This is a genomic window from Curtobacterium sp. 18060 (assembly GCF_902706105.1).
Classification (GTDB): Bacteria; Actinomycetota; Actinomycetes; order Actinomycetales; family Microbacteriaceae; genus Curtobacterium.
The window spans coordinates 21,146-37,849 of record NZ_CACSJV010000008.1 but is presented as its reverse complement, the minus strand read 5'-3'; the positions used below and the strand labels follow the sequence as shown (position 1 = coordinate 37,849).

General features: G+C 69.9%; 21 protein-coding genes. 6 read left to right on the top strand and 15 right to left on the bottom strand.

The window, feature by feature from the left end; translation table 11 throughout:
- Positions 1-426: 426 nt before the first annotated feature.
- The 3 genes from GVL05_RS06335 to GVL05_RS06325 all read right to left on the bottom strand — a co-directional run bounded on the left by GVL05_RS06335 (position 427) and on the right by GVL05_RS06325 (position 3,904).
- The gene (locus GVL05_RS06335; RefSeq protein WP_159572332.1) at positions 427-666 is read right to left on the bottom strand and encodes a DUF4190 domain-containing protein; all 240 of its coding nucleotides are present in this window, start codon (positions 664-666) and stop codon (positions 427-429) included.
- A 23-nt stretch (positions 667-689) separates the two neighbouring features.
- On the bottom strand, positions 690-3,116 hold the full coding sequence (locus tag GVL05_RS06330; RefSeq protein WP_159572330.1) for a hypothetical protein: 2,427 nt from the start codon (positions 3,114-3,116) through the stop codon (positions 690-692).
- Positions 3,117-3,466: 350 nt separating this feature from the next.
- A complete protein-coding gene (locus tag GVL05_RS06325) occupies positions 3,467-3,904 on the bottom strand; it encodes an NUDIX hydrolase (protein ID WP_159572328.1) in 438 nt (145 codons plus the stop codon).
- 42 nt (positions 3,905-3,946) lie between these two features.
- Between GVL05_RS06325 and GVL05_RS06320 the strand changes: the two genes are divergently transcribed.
- Positions 3,947-4,177 (top strand): hypothetical protein, encoded by a 231-nt coding sequence (locus tag GVL05_RS06320; protein WP_159572326.1) that lies wholly within the window; start codon positions 3,947-3,949, stop codon positions 4,175-4,177.
- Here the strand turns inward: GVL05_RS06320 and GVL05_RS06315 are convergent.
- Entirely contained in the window at positions 4,174-5,130 is a 957-nt protein-coding gene (locus tag GVL05_RS06315) for a phosphotransferase (RefSeq protein WP_159572324.1), read from the bottom strand. The genes GVL05_RS06320 and GVL05_RS06315 overlap by 4 nt on opposite strands.
- Before the next feature lie 62 nt (positions 5,131-5,192).
- Between GVL05_RS06315 and GVL05_RS06310 the strand changes: the two genes are divergently transcribed.
- Positions 5,193-5,432 (top strand): hypothetical protein, encoded by a 240-nt coding sequence (locus GVL05_RS06310; protein WP_159572322.1) that lies wholly within the window; start codon positions 5,193-5,195, stop codon positions 5,430-5,432.
- A 4-nt stretch (positions 5,433-5,436) separates the two neighbouring features.
- On the opposite strand, the gene GVL05_RS06305 is transcribed toward GVL05_RS06310, so the two are convergent.
- Both GVL05_RS06305 and GVL05_RS06300 read right to left on the bottom strand, forming a co-directional pair.
- Positions 5,437-5,685, bottom strand: coding sequence for a hypothetical protein (locus tag GVL05_RS06305; RefSeq protein WP_159572320.1), 249 nt, complete (start codon positions 5,683-5,685; stop codon positions 5,437-5,439).
- Positions 5,682-6,188, bottom strand: coding sequence for a MarR family winged helix-turn-helix transcriptional regulator (locus tag GVL05_RS06300; protein ID WP_159572318.1), 507 nt, complete (start codon positions 6,186-6,188; stop codon positions 5,682-5,684). The genes GVL05_RS06305 and GVL05_RS06300 overlap by 4 nt, the downstream gene beginning before the upstream one ends.
- Before the next feature lie 92 nt (positions 6,189-6,280).
- On the opposite strand from GVL05_RS06300, the gene GVL05_RS06295 reads away from it, so the two are divergent.
- Positions 6,281-7,198 carry an NADP-dependent oxidoreductase gene (locus GVL05_RS06295; RefSeq protein ID WP_200849169.1) on the top strand — a complete coding sequence of 306 codons (918 nt, stop codon included), beginning with the start codon at positions 6,281-6,283 and terminating at the stop codon, positions 7,196-7,198.
- 6 nt (positions 7,199-7,204) lie between these two features.
- Here GVL05_RS06295 and GVL05_RS06290 read toward each other — a convergent pair whose 3' ends face one another.
- Complete coding sequence (locus GVL05_RS06290) at positions 7,205-8,062, bottom strand: pentapeptide repeat-containing protein (RefSeq protein ID WP_159572316.1); 858 nt, start codon at positions 8,060-8,062, stop codon at positions 7,205-7,207.
- Between the two features lie 223 nt (positions 8,063-8,285).
- Here GVL05_RS06290 and GVL05_RS06285 point away from each other — a divergent pair, with 223 nt between their 5' ends.
- A complete protein-coding gene (locus tag GVL05_RS06285; RefSeq protein WP_159572314.1) occupies positions 8,286-8,477 on the top strand; it encodes a hypothetical protein in 192 nt (63 codons plus the stop codon).
- Positions 8,478-8,503: 26 nt separating this feature from the next.
- On the opposite strand, the gene GVL05_RS06280 is transcribed toward GVL05_RS06285, so the two are convergent.
- From GVL05_RS06280 to GVL05_RS06265, 4 genes are read right to left on the bottom strand one after another with little or no spacing between them, the layout of a single operon-like run.
- Positions 8,504-9,160, bottom strand: coding sequence for a response regulator transcription factor (locus GVL05_RS06280; protein ID WP_159572312.1), 657 nt, complete (start codon positions 9,158-9,160; stop codon positions 8,504-8,506).
- Positions 9,157-10,443: a sensor histidine kinase gene (locus tag GVL05_RS06275; RefSeq protein WP_159572310.1), complete on the bottom strand. Its 1,287-nt coding sequence runs from the start codon at positions 10,441-10,443 to the stop codon at positions 9,157-9,159. The genes GVL05_RS06280 and GVL05_RS06275 overlap by 4 nt, the downstream gene beginning before the upstream one ends.
- Positions 10,440-11,291: an ABC transporter permease subunit gene (locus GVL05_RS06270; RefSeq protein WP_159572308.1), complete on the bottom strand. Its 852-nt coding sequence runs from the start codon at positions 11,289-11,291 to the stop codon at positions 10,440-10,442. Before GVL05_RS06270 ends, GVL05_RS06275 begins: the two co-directional genes overlap by 4 nt.
- Positions 11,288-12,199: an ABC transporter ATP-binding protein gene (locus tag GVL05_RS06265; RefSeq protein WP_131880578.1), complete on the bottom strand. Its 912-nt coding sequence runs from the start codon at positions 12,197-12,199 to the stop codon at positions 11,288-11,290. The genes GVL05_RS06270 and GVL05_RS06265 overlap by 4 nt, the downstream gene beginning before the upstream one ends.
- Before the next feature lie 113 nt (positions 12,200-12,312).
- On the opposite strand from GVL05_RS06265, the gene GVL05_RS06260 reads away from it, so the two are divergent.
- Both GVL05_RS06260 and GVL05_RS06255 read left to right on the top strand, forming a co-directional pair.
- Positions 12,313-13,308: an alpha/beta hydrolase gene (locus tag GVL05_RS06260; protein WP_159572306.1), complete on the top strand. Its 996-nt coding sequence runs from the start codon at positions 12,313-12,315 to the stop codon at positions 13,306-13,308.
- A gap of 9 nt (positions 13,309-13,317) precedes the next feature.
- Positions 13,318-13,884 (top strand): GNAT family N-acetyltransferase, encoded by a 567-nt coding sequence (locus tag GVL05_RS06255; protein ID WP_159572304.1) that lies wholly within the window; start codon positions 13,318-13,320, stop codon positions 13,882-13,884.
- Between the two features lie 170 nt (positions 13,885-14,054).
- Here the strand turns inward: GVL05_RS06255 and GVL05_RS06250 are convergent, their stop codons facing one another.
- Genes GVL05_RS06250 through GVL05_RS06235 form a run of 4 tightly spaced genes read right to left on the bottom strand, consistent with a single transcriptional unit; the run spans position 14,055 to position 16,598 of the window.
- Positions 14,055-14,615 (bottom strand): TetR family transcriptional regulator, encoded by a 561-nt coding sequence (locus tag GVL05_RS06250; RefSeq protein WP_159572302.1) that lies wholly within the window; start codon positions 14,613-14,615, stop codon positions 14,055-14,057.
- Positions 14,612-15,463: an MBL fold metallo-hydrolase gene (locus GVL05_RS06245; protein WP_159572300.1), complete on the bottom strand. Its 852-nt coding sequence runs from the start codon at positions 15,461-15,463 to the stop codon at positions 14,612-14,614. The genes GVL05_RS06250 and GVL05_RS06245 overlap by 4 nt, the downstream gene beginning before the upstream one ends.
- Positions 15,460-16,188, bottom strand: coding sequence for an alpha/beta fold hydrolase (locus GVL05_RS06240; protein WP_159572298.1), 729 nt, complete (start codon positions 16,186-16,188; stop codon positions 15,460-15,462). The genes GVL05_RS06245 and GVL05_RS06240 overlap by 4 nt, the downstream gene beginning before the upstream one ends.
- Positions 16,189-16,226: 38 nt before the next feature.
- On the bottom strand, positions 16,227-16,598 hold the full coding sequence (locus GVL05_RS06235) for a VOC family protein (RefSeq protein ID WP_159572296.1): 372 nt from the start codon (positions 16,596-16,598) through the stop codon (positions 16,227-16,229).
- Between the last annotated feature and the right edge of the window lie 106 nt (positions 16,599-16,704).

Genomic DNA, 16,704 nt, shown 5'->3' with positions numbered 1-16,704 from the left:
GTCGGTCGTCGCGGCGCACGCCCGCGGCAACGAGGGGTCCTCGCGCCGAGCCGCGTCCCCCTGCCGGACGCACAGGCGAGCCAGACCCGATCTGCGTCGCCACCCTTGTCTCGCAAGCAACTGTCAATGACACCTTCACCGAAGACGCTTGCGAGACATGGTTGTGAGAACCGCCGCACCCCGCACCCCGGATCCCGCGGGACGGAACGCCTCGGCGGTGCTACGGACGAGACGTTTCGCAACCGTAAGGATCCGAGACCGTTGATGAGATCAGCAGGAGCGCACGATCCCCAGGAACCCATGTGGTCACCCTTCCGCGGAGTGACGTGATGCAATCGCGTTCGGGCTGGACTCCCCGCAAGCCGGATGCCACCCTTCTCATGAAAAGGGTGGCATCCGGCTTGGGTATCAAATAGGGGGCAGGAACTAGCCGTAAATCTGCACCAGGTCCGGAAGTACGATGAGTAGCGGAAGGAAGCCGAATACCGTAAGCGCAATGCCGACGATGATTGCAGCAGTGCTCAGCCCGCGTCCTTGTTCTCCTGTTCGGATCACTTGCCGTCGAGCGATGATACCAACAACGATGCCCGCGACTGGTACGACAATGGCGAGAATGATTGCAACAATAGCGAGGGTACTAGTACGCACTGGCTGGTTGTCCACCATGGGCGCAGGGGATGATGAGTGCGTCATCGCTTATTCACTTCCTTGGTGAGCTTGCCCGTAAGTCCGCAGGTCGTCGTCATGTTCTTCACGTATGTGAGAGGCCAGCCCTTCACGGTCGCGTCAATTTGGTAGTCCTCGATGGACTTGGTCTTACCCCCGCCTGCACGGTGCTCCTTGCAGTTAATAGGAGTCAACCTTACCCCGTTGGTCCCGGAGCCATACACGTGGCAGTCATGGTAGCCGGCGTACCCCCTGTACTTGTTGGTCCAAGACTTTGAACCGTTATAGTAGAACTTCCCAGACTGCCACTCGGAATATCCGATCTGATCATCGTGCTGTTGCCACTTCTCGGACTTGACCTTACTTGACTTGGCAGCCGACATGATCTCCATCTTCTGGGACTTCGACAGGTTGGGGTCCGCTCGCACGTCGTCCGCGTCAACGACCTCTTCTTCGCCGGTTTCGATGGTACTCGTGGTGGCGCAAGTGCTGTCGACGTCAGATTTCGTGACAGTTCCGTTGTTCGCTCGGGCAGCAGCGTCTAGCGCGATCACACATTCGGCTGCGACCGGTTGCGCGTCCGCTACAAACGAGCGAACCGGCGTAGCGAGATACTGGGTAGTCGAAGAAGTACTGGTCGGACCGGACAATTCTGCACGCCAGTAGTACCGGCTTCCCTCGATTAGCTTCGCGGGGTCAAGCTGGTAGTCCGTAGCGATCCAGCCCGAGTCAAGGACCGGATTCGTGACGCCGTCCGCATCGAGCGAGACGGTGAAATGACGCTGGACGTAGTCGCGAAGCTGATCATTCACCGGCACGACAGCGAGCGTGTCCGACATGTCACCAAACAAGCCGTCTCCAGGGAAGTACTGGAGCGTCTCAGCCGGCCAGTTGCCACCAAATTCAGTCTGGAAGCTCGCGCTGCCATAGGACTCGTACGTGTTGGTTACGATGGTGGCGTCGATCTGATGCACTCCGCCAGTTGCAGGCAATGCCACGGATACCTTCGTGGCCTGCGTTTCGCTCAGTGCAGTAGCAGTTTCAGGCGTGCCGTCCACATCGACGTCGACCTCTGCTCCGGTTTCGGTTGCTGCCGGCACGGTGACCGTGCACTGCACGGGAGCCGTCGGGATAGTCACCGTCACCGCGCCCGCCGAGTAGGGCGCGGGGCACGAGATGGTTGGCGCCTGAGGATTTGCATACCAGCCCTGAACGTCGATGATGTAGTCAGTCGCGTCGGCGACGTTGTTGAGGTTGATCTTGCCATTCGCGCCGAGGGCGACAGTGACGGTGTTGGTGCGGATCTCGCCGGCCTGGAAGTTGATCGACGTCGTCTCCGGCTGCGTGGTCCCACTTGCCCACACAGACGCGCGGCCATCGCTACCGCCGTGTACAGCGGTCAGCGTCAAGACGACCGCAGTGAGGCCGGAGCCCATCACGGGCACCCCGGCCTTCCCCGCGACCTGGACCGCGCGTGTCTCGTTCTTCGCGAGGATCGTGTTCCCCGTCGCACGGGAGTCGTAGGCCCGCCCGACTCCGGGGGTGAAAGTCGCGCCAGTGGTGGCGGAAGCGGTGAAGTATCCCTGCAAGTCGATGACGAGGTTGATGGTCGACGAGCCGTTGTAGATCGTCATCTTCCCGCTCGAGGACAGCCGTACCTGCGCCTGGATCGAGGTGTTCACCGACGGCGCGTAGTGCAACGCGTTGTCCGGACGGGTGGTTCCGGTCGCGTACGGCGTGAGGTAGCCGTCAGAAGCGGTGGAGTTGATCGGCAGGAGGTTCACGACCGCGCCGGACGCTCCGGCCGGGACGCCGTTGGCGCCGGTGACCTGAATGTCGACGCTCTTCCCCGGTGCCAGGAGCGCCTTCGGGGCGCCGAGCCCGGAACGGGTGTCGACGATGCGCTTGCCCGCGACGGGGACAAACCCGCCGGCGGCGGTGCCGTCGGTGTTCGCGGTGTAGTAGCCCTGCACGTCGAGGATCAGCCGTGCGGCCGTCTCGGTCGACACCTGGATGGTGCCAGCGGCGCTCACGGCGACGATCGCGGTGTTGGAGACGTACTCGCCGGTGTTGGCGTTGTAGATCAGCATCGTCGTGCGTGACGCGTCCGCATCCGGCCGGCCGAACAGCGTGCCCGCCGACGGGTTGCCACTGACGGTCGCGTTCAACGACACGGCACCCACGGTGCCGTCGTCGGGGATCCCGGCGACGCCGGCGATCTTGATGGTCCGGTACTTGCCGGCCTCCATCGGCGTGCTGAACCCGCCGGTACCGACCTTGGTGTCCAGGACACGGCCGGACGCGGGCACGAACACGCCACCGGTGCCGGTGTCGTTGAGCGCCTGCGCCGGTGTGGCGACGAGTAGTGATCCGACAAGTGCGAGCGCGCCGAGGGTTGCAGCAGCGATGCTGCGCTTCCTCGTGCGCGGAGCGTGCAGCAGTGTGCGCACGAAACCCCCTACGTGATCGACAGCACGGGTTGCTGTCAGCGTCCGCAGCATATGAGGAAGCTGAGTGTCCGTACCCGGCCCCCGTAGGGGGGTAGAACGCAAAAGCCCTGGTCAGATCGGGTAGTTCCAGAGCGGTCTTAATGGATGCTCAGACAAGGGTTATGCCCACGTGATCTTCGATCGCTTCAGGCGGCTTCGGGTGAGTTCTGGTGCAGGGCGACGCCAGGCGCCGTCCCAGCCGGCGCAATTGGTCAGAAACGATCGTTCATGAACGCGGTCCGGGCCACACCTGCACTCACCGATCGGACCGCCACGTGATGCGCCGCTGAGGGCCTGACGAGATCGGGACATCAGCTGGTTGAGGAGCCGTTCGGGTTGTGCCCCGCGAGCAGATCGAGCACGCCGTCCGGGAACACTGGGACGTCCGTGTCGACGGGTACCCAGCGCACCGGGCTGCCCTCGTCCAGCACCACGAGTTCAGCGTCCAGCGGCACCGCGTCCAGCTCCGCCGACCGGACGGCGAACACGTGGACGTACTCGTGTCCGGGCTGCCCCTCGTACTCGAACAGGTTCTCGAGGACACCGAGCAGCCGGACCTCGTCGAGGGCGACGTCGAGCTCCTCGCGGAACTCCCGGCGGAGCGCCTGGACCGCGGTCTCGCCGAACTCGATGCCGCCGCCGACTGCACGGTGGAAGCGGAGGTCCCGCACGTCGTCGAACGACTCGGACAGCAGCACGTGGCCGTCCTTGACCGGCAGCCCGACCGCGATGTTCCGGATGCTCCCCATCACGCCACTCTGCCACCGGTGCGGGTTCGGTAGGTTCGGACCGTGCACCACATCCGCTCGATCGTCACTCTCGCGATCGTCTTCCTCGGTCTGGGCTTCCTGCTCACAGCCGGTGGTTCGGTCTGGACGATCCTCACCCCGGACGGCACTGGCGTGAACTTCGCCGCGGGGTTGATGTACATGGGCGGCATGGTCGTCGGCATCGCGGGGATCGCACTCGGGGTCGCGGCGATCGTGGCCGTCGCCCGGGCAGCGAAGCGCGTCGTCCGCTAACCGGCGAGCGCCCCGGCTGCGGCGGCCCACCCGGTGGGGTCGTCCCCCGGCGGGACGAACAGCATCGTGTTCCAGAGCACCAGGACGTCCCACCACGCGAGCTCGTCGGCAGTGAGCGCGCTCACCGAGCGGTAGCCGTCGAGCAGCTGCCGATGGACGGTTTCGGGGACCGGCCCCCAGTCGTGGAAGAGCGTCCCGAGCAGGACGGCCGACCCCGCCAGTTCGACGATGCGGTGGTCGCGGCGCAGGTCCTCGAAGTCGATGACGGCGACGACGTCCGCGTCAGCGCACAGGACGTTCGCCGCCCGGTAGTCCCCGTGCACGATCTGGACCGGCAGGTCGTCGGACGGCGCGGCCGTCAGCAACCGTCGCAGCGCCACCCGGGCACGGTCCGGCACGCGCGTCGTCGCACCGTCGAGCCAGTCCTCGACCTGCTGCACGAGCGGGGTCGGCGGCGGGCGTACACCGGCCGCGCGCGCCCGATCGGGGCTGTCGCGCAGGGCGTCGTGGAAGCGGGCCAGCGTCGCACCGGCCGCGTGGACCTGTGCCGGTTCACGGACGTCCAGCAGGGTTCCGCTGATGACGTGCTGGAGCCCCATCGAGACTCCGTCGTCCTCGACCTGCACCCGTCCGTCGGGCGTCGGCACCGGGGCGGAAACGGGCAGGCCGCGCTCGCCGAGCCAGGCCGTGAGGTCCGCCGCGAACGCCAGGCGCTCGAACCCCTCCGGCGCGATCGACCACTTCAGGAGCATCGGTCCCTCGGCGGTCGACACCCAGGCGAGTGCGTTGTGGTCACTCATCACGATGCGCTCGCACGCGACGACGTGCACGTTCCACCACCGATCGAGTGTCCGGATGACCCAGTCCTCGGCAGCGTCGACGTCCGTGAACCCGAAGCGGCTCCGCAGCACCTGGGCTGGATCGGCTCGTTCCCAGAGCATCTCGAGGGTCATCGCTCCACCCTCGCAGGTCGCGCTACCATCCGGTACCGGTCCACGCACGGAAGCGAGTCGCCATGACCTCCCAGAGCACGAGGGTCCTGCACGTGATGTGCACGGTGTTCCTGTTGGGCGCCTTCCTGTCGGTCGGGATCGGTGGGTGGTCGCTCGCGAACGACACCGGGGGCGGTGCGAACATCGGCGGCGGCATCCTGATGCTGTTCGGCTCCCTGCTCGGTCTGATCGGGATCGCGCTCGGCGTCGCCACGCTCGTCGTCGCCACCGTGTCGCGGCGACGGTCACGCACGCGCAGCTGACGCCTCAGCGGCGGCGGGTGCGGAGCCGCTGCGCGCCCACCCATCCGGCGACCGCGAAGCAGCCGAGCGCGAGGACGTACGCGACGAGCAGGTCGGCCCATGCGCGCGGGTTGATCGATCCGTCGGGCAGCCGCTCCTGGAGTTGGAACGACGTCGGGAACAGCCAGTAGGACGTCGCGTAGACGGTCAGCCCCAGCCCGACGACGAGCGAGCCGACGATGATCCACCGCGCGGTGCGCCGCTCGAGGCTCATGCGGTCGCCGCCTTGCCGGGACGCCGTGACTTCGACCGTGGCGGGTTCGCACGGAGGTGCTCGCTGATGCGCCCGAGGATCCGGGCGAGGTCACTCGCGTCCCCGTCCGTGATCGGCGCGAACAGGAGTCCGTGCACGGTGCCGATGTGGCCGGGGAACACGTCGGCGAGGACCTCGCGCCCCGCGTCGGTGATCGTGACGACGGTGCTGCGTTCGTCGTCCGGCGACGGGGACCTCGTGACGAGGCCGCGCTGTTCGAGCAGTTGCGCCTGGTAGGTCAGCCCGCTGCGGCTGTAGACGACGCCGTCGGCGAGGTCCGTCATGCGCAGGTGCCCCTCCGGAGCATCCCCCAACCGCGCCAAGAGCTGGAACTGCACGTAACTCAAGCCGCCGACGTCGCGGAGCTGTTTCTCGACCGCGGGGCGCAGGAGCGCACTCACCTCGGTCAGCGCGAAGTAGGCGCCGAGCTGTGTCGGGGTCAGTGCGGTGGGGGTGTCGCTCATACGAGCATCCTACCTGTTGCTTCGAGTTCGAAGCAGTGCTAGCGTCTCCGACAAGCGCTTCGAATTCGAAGCAACTACGAGAGGGCATCATCATGAAGGCAGTGCAGTTCCACGAAGTCGGCGGACCCGAGGTACTCCAGTACGGCGAGGTCGAGCAGCCGACCCCGGCAGCAGGACAGGTGCGACTGCGCGTCGCGGCGTCCGCGTACAACGGCATGCGGGCCGGCTTCCTGCCGATCCCGATCCAGCTGCCGCACGTCCCCGGCTACGACGTCTCCGGCACGGTCGACGCGATCGGCGAGGGGGTGACCGGGTTGACCGTGGGCGACGCGGTCATCGCGTTCCTGCCGATGGACCGCGACGGCGGGGCAGCCGAGTACGTCATCGCACCGGCGGACGCCGTGGTCGCAGCGCCGACGAGCGTCCCACTGGCCGACGCGGCCGCGCTGCCGTCCGTCGCGCTGACCGCCTGGCAGGCCCTGTTCGACGACGGCCGGCTCACCGCCGGACAGCGGCTGCTCGTCGTGGGTGCCGGCGGGGTCGTCGGCAAGTACGCCGTCCAGCTCGCCAAGCGCGCCGGAGCACACGTCATCGCGACCGCCAGCCCCCGCAGTGCCGATGCCGTGCGCACGGCCGGTGCCGACCAGGTCATCGACCACACCGACACCGACCTGCTCGACGCCCTCGACGGTCAGGTCGACGTCCTGCTCAACCTGGCGCCGATCGAGCCCGAGCAGTTCGCGGCGGACGTCGCAGCGGTCCATGACGGCGGAGTCGTCGTGAGCACGACGGCGTTCATGGCCACGCCGGGTGACGAGTCCCGAGGCGTTCGTGCAGCGACCGTGTTCGTCCTGCCGAACCGCGAACGCCTGACGGAGCTCGTCGCGCTGGTGGACGCCGGGGCCCTGACGGTCGAGGTCACGCGGCGCATCCCGCTCGCCGAGCTGCCCGCACTGCACGCCGAGGGCGCAGCCGGGAGGATCGCCGGCAAGGTCATCGTTCTGCCCTGACCCGGATCACCGGAGCGACCAGTGTGACGGGCGGTCCAGGTCGCCGGGCAGCACCGTGGACGCATCGCCCTGGGCAGCGTTCACCTGGGGTTGGGTCAAGAACAGCGCGTTCGACAGGTCCGCTCCCCCGAGCCGGGTGTCGCGCAGGTCCGCCCCGAGCAGGTCGACACCCGACAGGTCGCCTCCCCGCAGGTCCGCGGCGATCAGGACCGCACCGCGCAGATCGGCGCCGACCAGGAAGTGAGATCGCAGGTCGCGGCCGGCCAGGTCAGCCGACGGGTGCAGGTCACCGGCCGCGTCGCCGGCGGCGGGGTACCCACCTCGAGCCTCGGCGCTGACGTCGATCAGGACGGAGCGGACCTCGGACCGGAGCGACTCGACGTCCACCGCGATGACGTCGGCCAGCTCGCCGTCGAGGATCTGCTGGACCCGGTGCCGGAGCGCGGTCGGCACTTCCGCCGACCCCAGAGTCGTCGAGCGGGACACCGCCTCGGCCAGGTACCAGAGCATCTCGTGGAGCTGCCGGGCGACGGCGAAGGCCCGGAACATCTCGGGCTTCGAGTCCGGCTCGTCGACCCAGCTCGTGCCGTCGAACAGGACCTGCGAGACGTACTGGCCAGCCCCGAAGCAGTCGAAGGTGGTGCATCCGGTGAAGCCCCGTGGACGGAGGGCCTGGTGGATCGTGCAGGAGAAGTCGTCGGCCAGGTTGCGGCACGGGGTCCCTGCGGCCTTGTCGATCGGGAAGTCGCTGGACCGCTGGAACCCGAAGGCGGTGCAGCAGAGGGCGAAGCAGTCACCGCACGAAGCGCGGAGCCCCGAGCGGTCGGCGGGAGCAGAAGAAGATGAAGAAGAAGACGATGACATGGACGAACGGTCTCTCTGGAGTGGTCTCGACAGGGCACCGGGGTGCTGGGGAACTCCGTCGGGAGTCCCCGTTCCGGGCGCACGAGATCACCACCCCTCGTCCGAGGAGCGAATCGGTGTCGCTGGATGGGCTCTGCGTCACAGAGCGGGAGAACGTGTCACTGCCGCCAGGCTAGCGGCGCGCGACTGCGCCCGTCCGCAGTCCGACGCGTACGGTGCACCTGTGACCAGAACCCACCCGCCAAGACCGCACCGCCTCGTGCTGATCGCCGCCGCCGTCGTGCTGGTGATCGGCATCGTGCTCCTGTTCACCCCGTGGGACGGGCTGATCCCCGTGCTCGCCTGGGTGCTGATCGTCGCGTCCATCGCCCTCGGCGCGATCACCCTGTTCTTCTCACGCGCACCCCGCAGCTGAGCGCGCCGCCGCGCGATCGGCGCCCGTCAGGACCGCGGTACGAGACCGTGCTCGTAGGCGAAGATCACCGCATGCACCCGGTCGCGCAGGCCCAGTTTGCCGAGCACCCGCCCGACGTGGGTCTTGACCGTGGACTCGCTCGTCACCAGGTGTGCGGCGATCTCGGGGTTCGACAACCCGCGGGCCATCGCGAGCAGCACCTCGCGCTCCCGCGGGGTCAGGGGCTCCAGCGGGTCCGGACCCGCCGGCCGGTCGTCCGGCAGCACGGAGCCGAAGAGCTCGAGCATCCGCTGCGTCACCCGCGGTGAGACCGCGGCCTCGCCCGCTGCCACGGACCGGACGGCGTCGAGGAGCTGCGCGGCGCTGACGTCCTTGAGCAGGAACCCGCTCGCCCCGGCACGCAGGCCACCGAACGCGTACTCGTCCAGGTCGAAGGTGGTCAGCACGAGCACCCGGGTCTCGGGGACCTGCTCGACGATCGCGGCCGTCGCCGTGACGCCGTCGACGTGGGGCATCCGGACGTCCATCAGCACGACGTCCGGACGCAGGGCACGCACGAGCCGAACACCCGCACCGCCGTCGCCGGCCTCGCCGACGACCTCGATGTCGGGCTGTGCCTCGAGCAGCAGTCGGAACCCCGTCCGGATGAGCTGCTGGTCGTCGACGATCGCCACGCGGATCACCGGTCCTCCGTCCTGACCGGGATCGTCGCCCGGATCTGCCAACCGTCGGTGCCGTCGCGGAAGCCCGCGCGCACCTGCCCACCCAGCGCGCGGATGCGCTCGTCGATCCCGATGAGCCCTCGACCCGACCCCGCTGGGGCGTGGGCCGACCTGTCTGGCCGAGTCGGGCCTCCCGTCCGTCCGTCGTCGGTGACGACCACGGTGACCTCGGTGGCGGACGCTGCCACGCGGACGTCGACCGATCGGACGCGCTGCGCGTGCCGGGCGGTGTTGGTGAGGCCCTCCTGCACGACCCGGTACACGGCGAGCTGCAGGGCGTCGTCGTCGGGGACGACGCCGACGAGTTCGAGGGCGACGGGGGTGCCCAGCGCGCGGAACCGGTCGACGAGCTGCGGGACGTCGTGGATGCCCGGTTGCGGCGCGAGCGCGGGTTCGCCGTCGCCTCCGAGCACCCCGAGCATGCGGCGCATGTCGCCCATCGCGCCACGGCCGACATCGGCGACACCGCGCATGGCAGCGGCAGCGGACCCCGCCGAACCGGCGGGTGCACCAGCGGACGCCCCGGCCGCCGCGCCCTCGGCCAGCCGCACCATCACCGTGAGCGAGTGCGACACGATGTCGTGCATCTCCCGCGCGATCCGGGCCCGCTCCGCGGCGGTGGCGAGCTGCGCCTGCTGGTCGCGCTCCCGGGCCAGCTGGTGCGCGCGGTCGATGAGCGCCTGCGTGTAGCGACGGCGGTTCGACACGTTGACGCCGATCAGGACCGCTGCCAGCAGGAACGTCGTGGGCTGCGGGTACAGGACGTCCGCGAGTCCTCCGGACCCCGGCGCGACCACGAAGACGCGCAGCGCCGTCGCCCCCGCGGCCAGCACGACGGCGACCGCGGCCGTCCACCACCCGGCGGCACGCGACCACCACACGGTCGCGGCGTACACGGTGAAGAGCACCGGCGAGTACCCCGCTTCCGTCCACGTCATCGCGACGACGGACGCGAGCCCGAGCACCGCCGTCACCGCGGGGTGCGTGCGCCGGAGCGGGATGCCGGAGACGGCGATGACCACGAGGACGACGACCGTGACCCGCGCGGCGGGGCTCCCGTCGACCTGCCACGCACTCCGGAACGCGACGACGACCTCGATCGCACCCCAGAAGACCATGAGCAGCGCGTCGGTCATGACCGGGTGGCGCGCCCAGAACCGCCGGAGCCGGCCGGGTGCGTCGGGCAGGGCGATGCCCCCGGCACCGTCCTGGACGGCACCGGGGGCGAGGTCGGCAGGGGTCACGCGTCCCGCTTCTCGACCAGGGCGAGCGCCGTCACCGATGCGACGACCACCCAGGCCAGCAGTACCGCGAATCCGCTCCATCCCCCCAAGGCTAGGACGCCGTCGTGCCACCCCGACGTCACCTCGGTGCCGAACTGCATGAGCGGCTGCCCGGCGTTCTGCGGCAGCAGGTTCGTCAGCGTGCCGAGCCAGTCCGCTCCGGTGAACGACTGCACCAGCTGCACGACGACCGGAGCGACCAGCATCAGGCCGAGGACCCCGGCGATCGCGCCAGCTGTGGAGCGCAGGACGACGCCGACCACGAAGGCCAGCAGCGCGATGAGCGTCAGGTAGACGGAGGCACCCAGCAGCGGCATCGCGACACTCGCGTCCAGCGACGCCTCGACGTTCCGTCCCGCGGCGATGGGCAGGGTGGTGAACGCGGTGGCCCAGACGCTCACGGCACTCGTGACGAAGACGGCCACGGCGAGGACGATCGCCTTCGCCGCCAGCGCGACCGACCGCCGTGGGACCGCCGCGAACGAGGAGCGGATCATGCCGGTGCCGTACTCGCCGGTGACGACGAGGGCGCCGATCACCGCGACGATCAGCGACGAGAGCATCGTGCCGCTCGTGCTGTAGAGGACGAGGGCGTTCCGAGCCGCGTCACCCGAGAGCCCCTGACCGCCGGTGTCCGCGAAGGACGCCAGGAGCACACCGATGCCGATCGGCAGGACGAGCACCAGCAGGAAGCTCCACGCCGTCGACCGCAGCGAGCGGAGCTTGATCCACTCCGAGCGCAGGACGCCGGAGAAGTGGACGCCGGACGCTTCGTGCCGAGGCGCGGCGTTGCTCGTGACCGCGCTCATCGGGCCACCTCCGATCGGTACTCGACCTGGTCGTGCGTGAGTTCGAGGTAGGCCTGCTCCAGGCTCGCCTCGGTGGTGGCCAGCTGGTGCAGGACGATCCCCGCAGCACCCGCCGCCTCGCCGATCTGCTCGGCGCCGAGGCCACGGACCTGCAGCGACCCGTCGCCCTCGTAGCCGATGGTGACGTCCGGTCCGGCGATCGCGTCGAGGAGCCGCTCGGGCTCCGGCGTCCGCACGGTGACCGACCGCTCCGTGGCGGCGGCGACCAGGTCCGCGATGTCCATGTCCGCGAGCACCCTCCCGCGACCCATCACGACGATGCGGTCGGCGGTCAGGGCCATCTCGCTCATCAGGTGGCTCGAGATGAACACCGCACGCCCCTCGGCGGCCAGGCTGCGGGCGAGTCGACGCACCCACACGACGCCCTCGGGGTCGAGGCCGTTGACCGGCTCGTCGAGGATCAGCGTCTGCGGATCGCCGAGCAGTGCCGCCGCGATCCCGAGCCGCTGCCCCATGCCGAGCGAGAACCCGCCGACGCGCTTCTTCGCGACGTTCTCGAGACCGGTCATGCCGATGACCTCGTGCACCCGGGCCGTCGGGATCCGGTGCGTCGCGGCGAGCGCCGACAGGTGGTCGAAGGCGCTGCGTCCCTTGTGGACCGCCTTGGCCTCGAGCAGTGCGCCGACGCGACGCAGCGGGTCGCGCAGCTCGCGGTAGGGGCGTCCGTCGACGTGGGCGGTGCCCGAGGTCGGCCGGTCGAGTCCGACGACGGCGCGCATCGTGGTGGACTTGCCCGCGCCGTTCGGACCGAGGAAGCCGGTGACGACGCCGGGGCGCACCGTGAAGGACACGTCGTCGACGGCGACCTTCTCGCCGTAGCGCTTGGAGAGGTTCTGGATCTCGATCATGCGGCAACGGTACGGAGACGGCCGGGTCCGCCACATCGCCGTCGCAGACGATCTCCGCGGAGCGACCGTGGTACCCCGGTACCACCCGCAGCGGTGCCGGATACGGTGGGGTCATGGTCGTCCAGCGGTGGCACGAGGACGTCCTCGGAGCGCCCTACGAGCGACTCGAACTGCCGCTCGGCTCCGACTCCGAGGGGCCGGTCGTCGCCACCCTCGTCCGTCGTCGGCACACCCCGACGGACCTGCTGCTGCACGGGCGCGGGCCGCTGCACGGCGCTGACGTGCTGTACGTGCACGGGTGGTCGGACTACTTCTTCCAGACCGAGCTGGCGGAGCGGATCGAACGGCTCGGGGCCCGCTTCCACGCGCTGGACCTGCGGAAGTACGGCCGGAGCCTCCGCCCCCACCAGACCCCGGGCAACGTCGACGACCTGGCGGTGTACGACGAGGACATCGCCGCAGCGCTCGACGCCGTCTCGGCCGAGCACCCCGGCCCCGGCGAGCGGCGGCTCGTGCTGATGGGGCACTCCACCGGGGGGCTGACGCTGTCGCTGTGGGCTGCGCGCCACCCCGAACTCGTCGACGGCATCGTCCTGAACAGTCCCTGGCTCGAGTTCCAGGCGACCGCCGTGGGCCGGGCGATCGTCGCACCCGTCATCAAGCTCGGCGCCAAGCGGAACCCCCTCGCCCCGATGCCCGCCGTCGATCCCGGCTTCTACACGCGCACCGTGTCGGCCGCGGGCGAGGGCTCGTGGACGTACGACCAGCAGTGGCGGCCGGAACGCGGGTTCCCCCTGCACCCCGGTTGGCTCGCGGCGGTCTTCGCGGGGCAGGAGACGGTCGAGCACGGGCTCGACATCCAGGTCCCCGTCCTGGTCATGCTCAGCGACAAGAGCATGTTGCAACCCCGGTGGGACCCCGGCATGGCACACGCCGACGTCGCGCTGAACGTCGACACGGTGGCCCACCGAGCCCTGTCACTCGGCAACGAGGTGACGGTCCGCCGACTGCCGGGAGCCGTGCACGACGTGGTGCTGTCCGCGCCCGACGTGCGGGAGCAGGCGTACGACGCGATCGGACGCTGGGCCACCACGCTGCAGCCCCGCTAGCGTGGCGCGATGACCGACCGCTCCGTCCGGCTGACCCGGCTCGACCCGATCGGGATCGACCACGATGCCCTCGTCGACTTCCTGTCGACCGAGGACTTCCCCTTCCACGTGCGGCGGTCGTGGACCCGTGCGGAGGCCGTCGAGGCCGTGGCGTCCGGCTCCTACCGCGACGACGAGCACGACTCGTACTGGGTCGACCACACGGAGCACGGCCGAATCGGGTTCGTCCGGCTGGAGGATCTGGAAGACCCGGTCCCGCTCTTCGACCTGCGCATCGCCGGCGCGTTCCGCGGCCGCGGACTCGGCGTCCCGACGCTTCGCGCGGTCACCGACCACGTCTTCGGCACCCTGCCGTCGGTGACCCGCTTCGAGGGCCAGACCCGCGAGGACAACACGGCGATGCGCCGGGTCTTCGTGCGTGCCGGGTGGGTCAAGGAGGCGCACTACCGCGAGGGGTGGCCGATCGAGGGCGGCCGGGCGGTGGCGTCGGTCGGCTACGGGATCCTGCGCCACGACTGGGAGACGGGCGAGACGACGCCGGTGCCGTGGGACGACGACGTGCTTCCTGACGACTGACGGTTCTGGTTCGTGATCCACGGGGAACGTGAACCAGAACCGTCACCACACGAGGAACGTGCTTGCCCGGCGCGTCTCGCGTCACGGTCCAGAGCGGACGGGAGGCTCGGGTCACGCCCGCCACGGGCCTCCCGTCCGCCTGGTGGCTGCGTCCACGGCATGACGCGCGATCAGCCGCCAGTCGCCGCCCTCCGCAGCGCGGCGCAGGTCCGACGGAACGCCGCGCTGAGCGACTCCCCCGCGCGGTGCTCCGCCCACTCGTCGAACGCGGCGCGCAGCGCGAGCAGGGCCAACGGCACCGCGAACCGATCGGCGCCGCCCCACGCACGGTGCAGCTCCAGCGTCTGCGCGGCGTCCCGTTCGAGGACCGCGGACAGCAGCACCGGATCGGCGACGAGCAGCGCGCGCACCCGGACCAGGCGGTCGAGGTCGTCGGGGCGGTCGCGTTCGAACGTCACGAGCACCTCGGCGATCACCTCGGTCAACGCATCGAACGGCACCGGGGCGGTCACGGCGGCGGTGACGGCGTCGTGGACGTCGCGCGAGACGAACAGGAACGCGTCGACCTTCGAAGCGCAGTACCGGAAGAACGTGCGCTCGGTGATGCCGGCCGCGGTCGCGATCTCGGCCCCGGTGACGACGTCGAACCCGCGCGCGCCGACCAGCGCGACCGCGGCGTCCTCGACGGCACGCTCCGTCGCCCGGCGGTTCTGCGCCCGGACCCCGGTCACGACGCCGACCGCGCGGAGACGGTCTCGCGCTGCCAGAGCTCCGGCAGCCGGAGGTCGACACCGTCGTCGTCCGCCAGGCGTGTGAACGCGCGCATCGTGACGTCGAGGCGGTCGAGCTTCTTCGGCAGCGGCCTGAGCGAACGGGTCAACGGACGCCAGAACGCGTCCCAGTGCACCGGTCGGACGACGCTCGGGTGCAGCGCGCCGACGGTCTCTCGCCAGTACTGCTCGATCCAGGCCGTCGGCTTCGCACCGGCGGCACCCGCACCCAGGTAGACGGTGTCGGCGTGGAGCCCCGCGAACGCTCCGGGGATGCAGTTCGCTGTCGGGTGGACCAGCACCGATCCGTCCGGGTGCTCGAACAGGAACGAGGAGCACCCGCCGGTACGGAAGTCGCGCATCCGGGCCGGCAGGGTGACCGGCTCGGTGATCTCGCCCGGCACCGCATCGCCGTCGCTGTGCAGGGCGTGCAGCGGCGTGACCGTGAAGGCCCCCACCGCGAACGACTCTCGGTCGTGGAGCTCCCGGAAGGGCACGCGGTCGAGCCCGTACCCGGTGGCGATCATCCGGGTGGACGCCGAGCCGCCGAGTTCGGACCCGGTCCGGTCCGCGACCACGGGGGCGTCGAGGGCGTGGTCGGCGTGCGAGTGCGAGACGAGCACGGCATCGAGGTGGTCGACGTCGAACCGTGCGAGTACGTCCTCGATCCGGGTGACGTCCGGTCGGAGCCGGCCGAGCATCAGCCGTGGGAACGAGGGACGACTGAAGAAGCCGTCCACGAGCAGCGAGGTCGTGCCGTCGGAGACGAGGACGTTGGACACCCCGCCGAACACCGTGGTGACGCTCATGCGTGCGCCCCGCCGAGCACGTCGTCGAGGAGCCGCATCGTGCGCGCGGCGTCCTCCATCGCGAGGTCGTGGTGCACGCCGTGCACCCGTTCGACGTCCCACCCGAGGCGCTCGTAGACCGGCACCTCGGCCGCGGGCACGACGTGTCGACCGTCGTCGGTGAGCACGAGCGTCGACGGCACGAACGGGGCCGCCGGAGCGACCGGTGTCGTCGCGACCGCTCGCAGGACGTCGCGCAGCATCGTGCGGTCCCAGTGCCGATGGCTCTCCTCGGCCCGGGCGACGTTCGCCGGCCCCCACCGCGGATCGGTGCGGTCGTAGGCCTGCACGAGCAACGGCTGCAGCCCGGGCAGCGCCCAGAACGCCCGCCCGAGCACGCTCCGCCCCGGTGCCCGCAGGTGGAAGCCGGGGTCGAGGTACACCGCACGGGCCGGGCGCAACCGGTCGACGGCGTCGAACAGCACCCGTCCGCCGAGCGAGTGTCCGACGACGGCGTCGAGCCCTTGCGGCAGCGTCTCGGCGAGGTCGTCAGCGAACGCGGCGAGTGCGTACGACGCCGCGCGGTCGCTCTCGCCGTGACCCCGCAGGTCCGGCACGAGGAACGTGTACCGGTCCGGATCGGCGTGGGACACGAGGTCGCGCCACACCAGCGCCGAACCGAGGATGCCGTGCACGAGTCCGACCCGGACCGGGCCGTGACCGTGGGTCTCGACGTGGAGCTGCATGTGCACTCGATTCTGTCAGTGACTGACAGAATACACGGTCAAGCGGGGCGGCTGAAGAGGTTCACGAGGTTGCCGTCCGGGTCACGGAACAGCGCCGACCGGTTGCCCCAAGGCATCGTCGTCGGCGGCACCACCACGTCCTCGAGCGCACCACGCAGCCCCGCGAACGCGGCGTCGACGTCGTCCACCACGAACTCGAGGAACACGCCGCCGTTCGTGCGGGGCTCCGGCGCGGCCGGTCCCAGCATCGCCACGGTCGCCGGGGTCGCGAGGGCGAGCACGGCGCCGCCGGTCACGATCTCGGCGAAGACGGGTGCGGGCCGCCGCGCCTCGGTCCCGGTGACGCGTTCGTAGAACCGCACCATCCCGTCGAGGTCGTCGGTGATGATCCGGACGGATGCGAACTGCATGGGAAGCCCTCCTGGCCGGCCACCGTGACCGGACTCGTCGAGCATGCGCGACCACCGCGACACCGTCCTGTCGGTGTTTCGGCGAACAGCAGGCGGATCTGGCGCC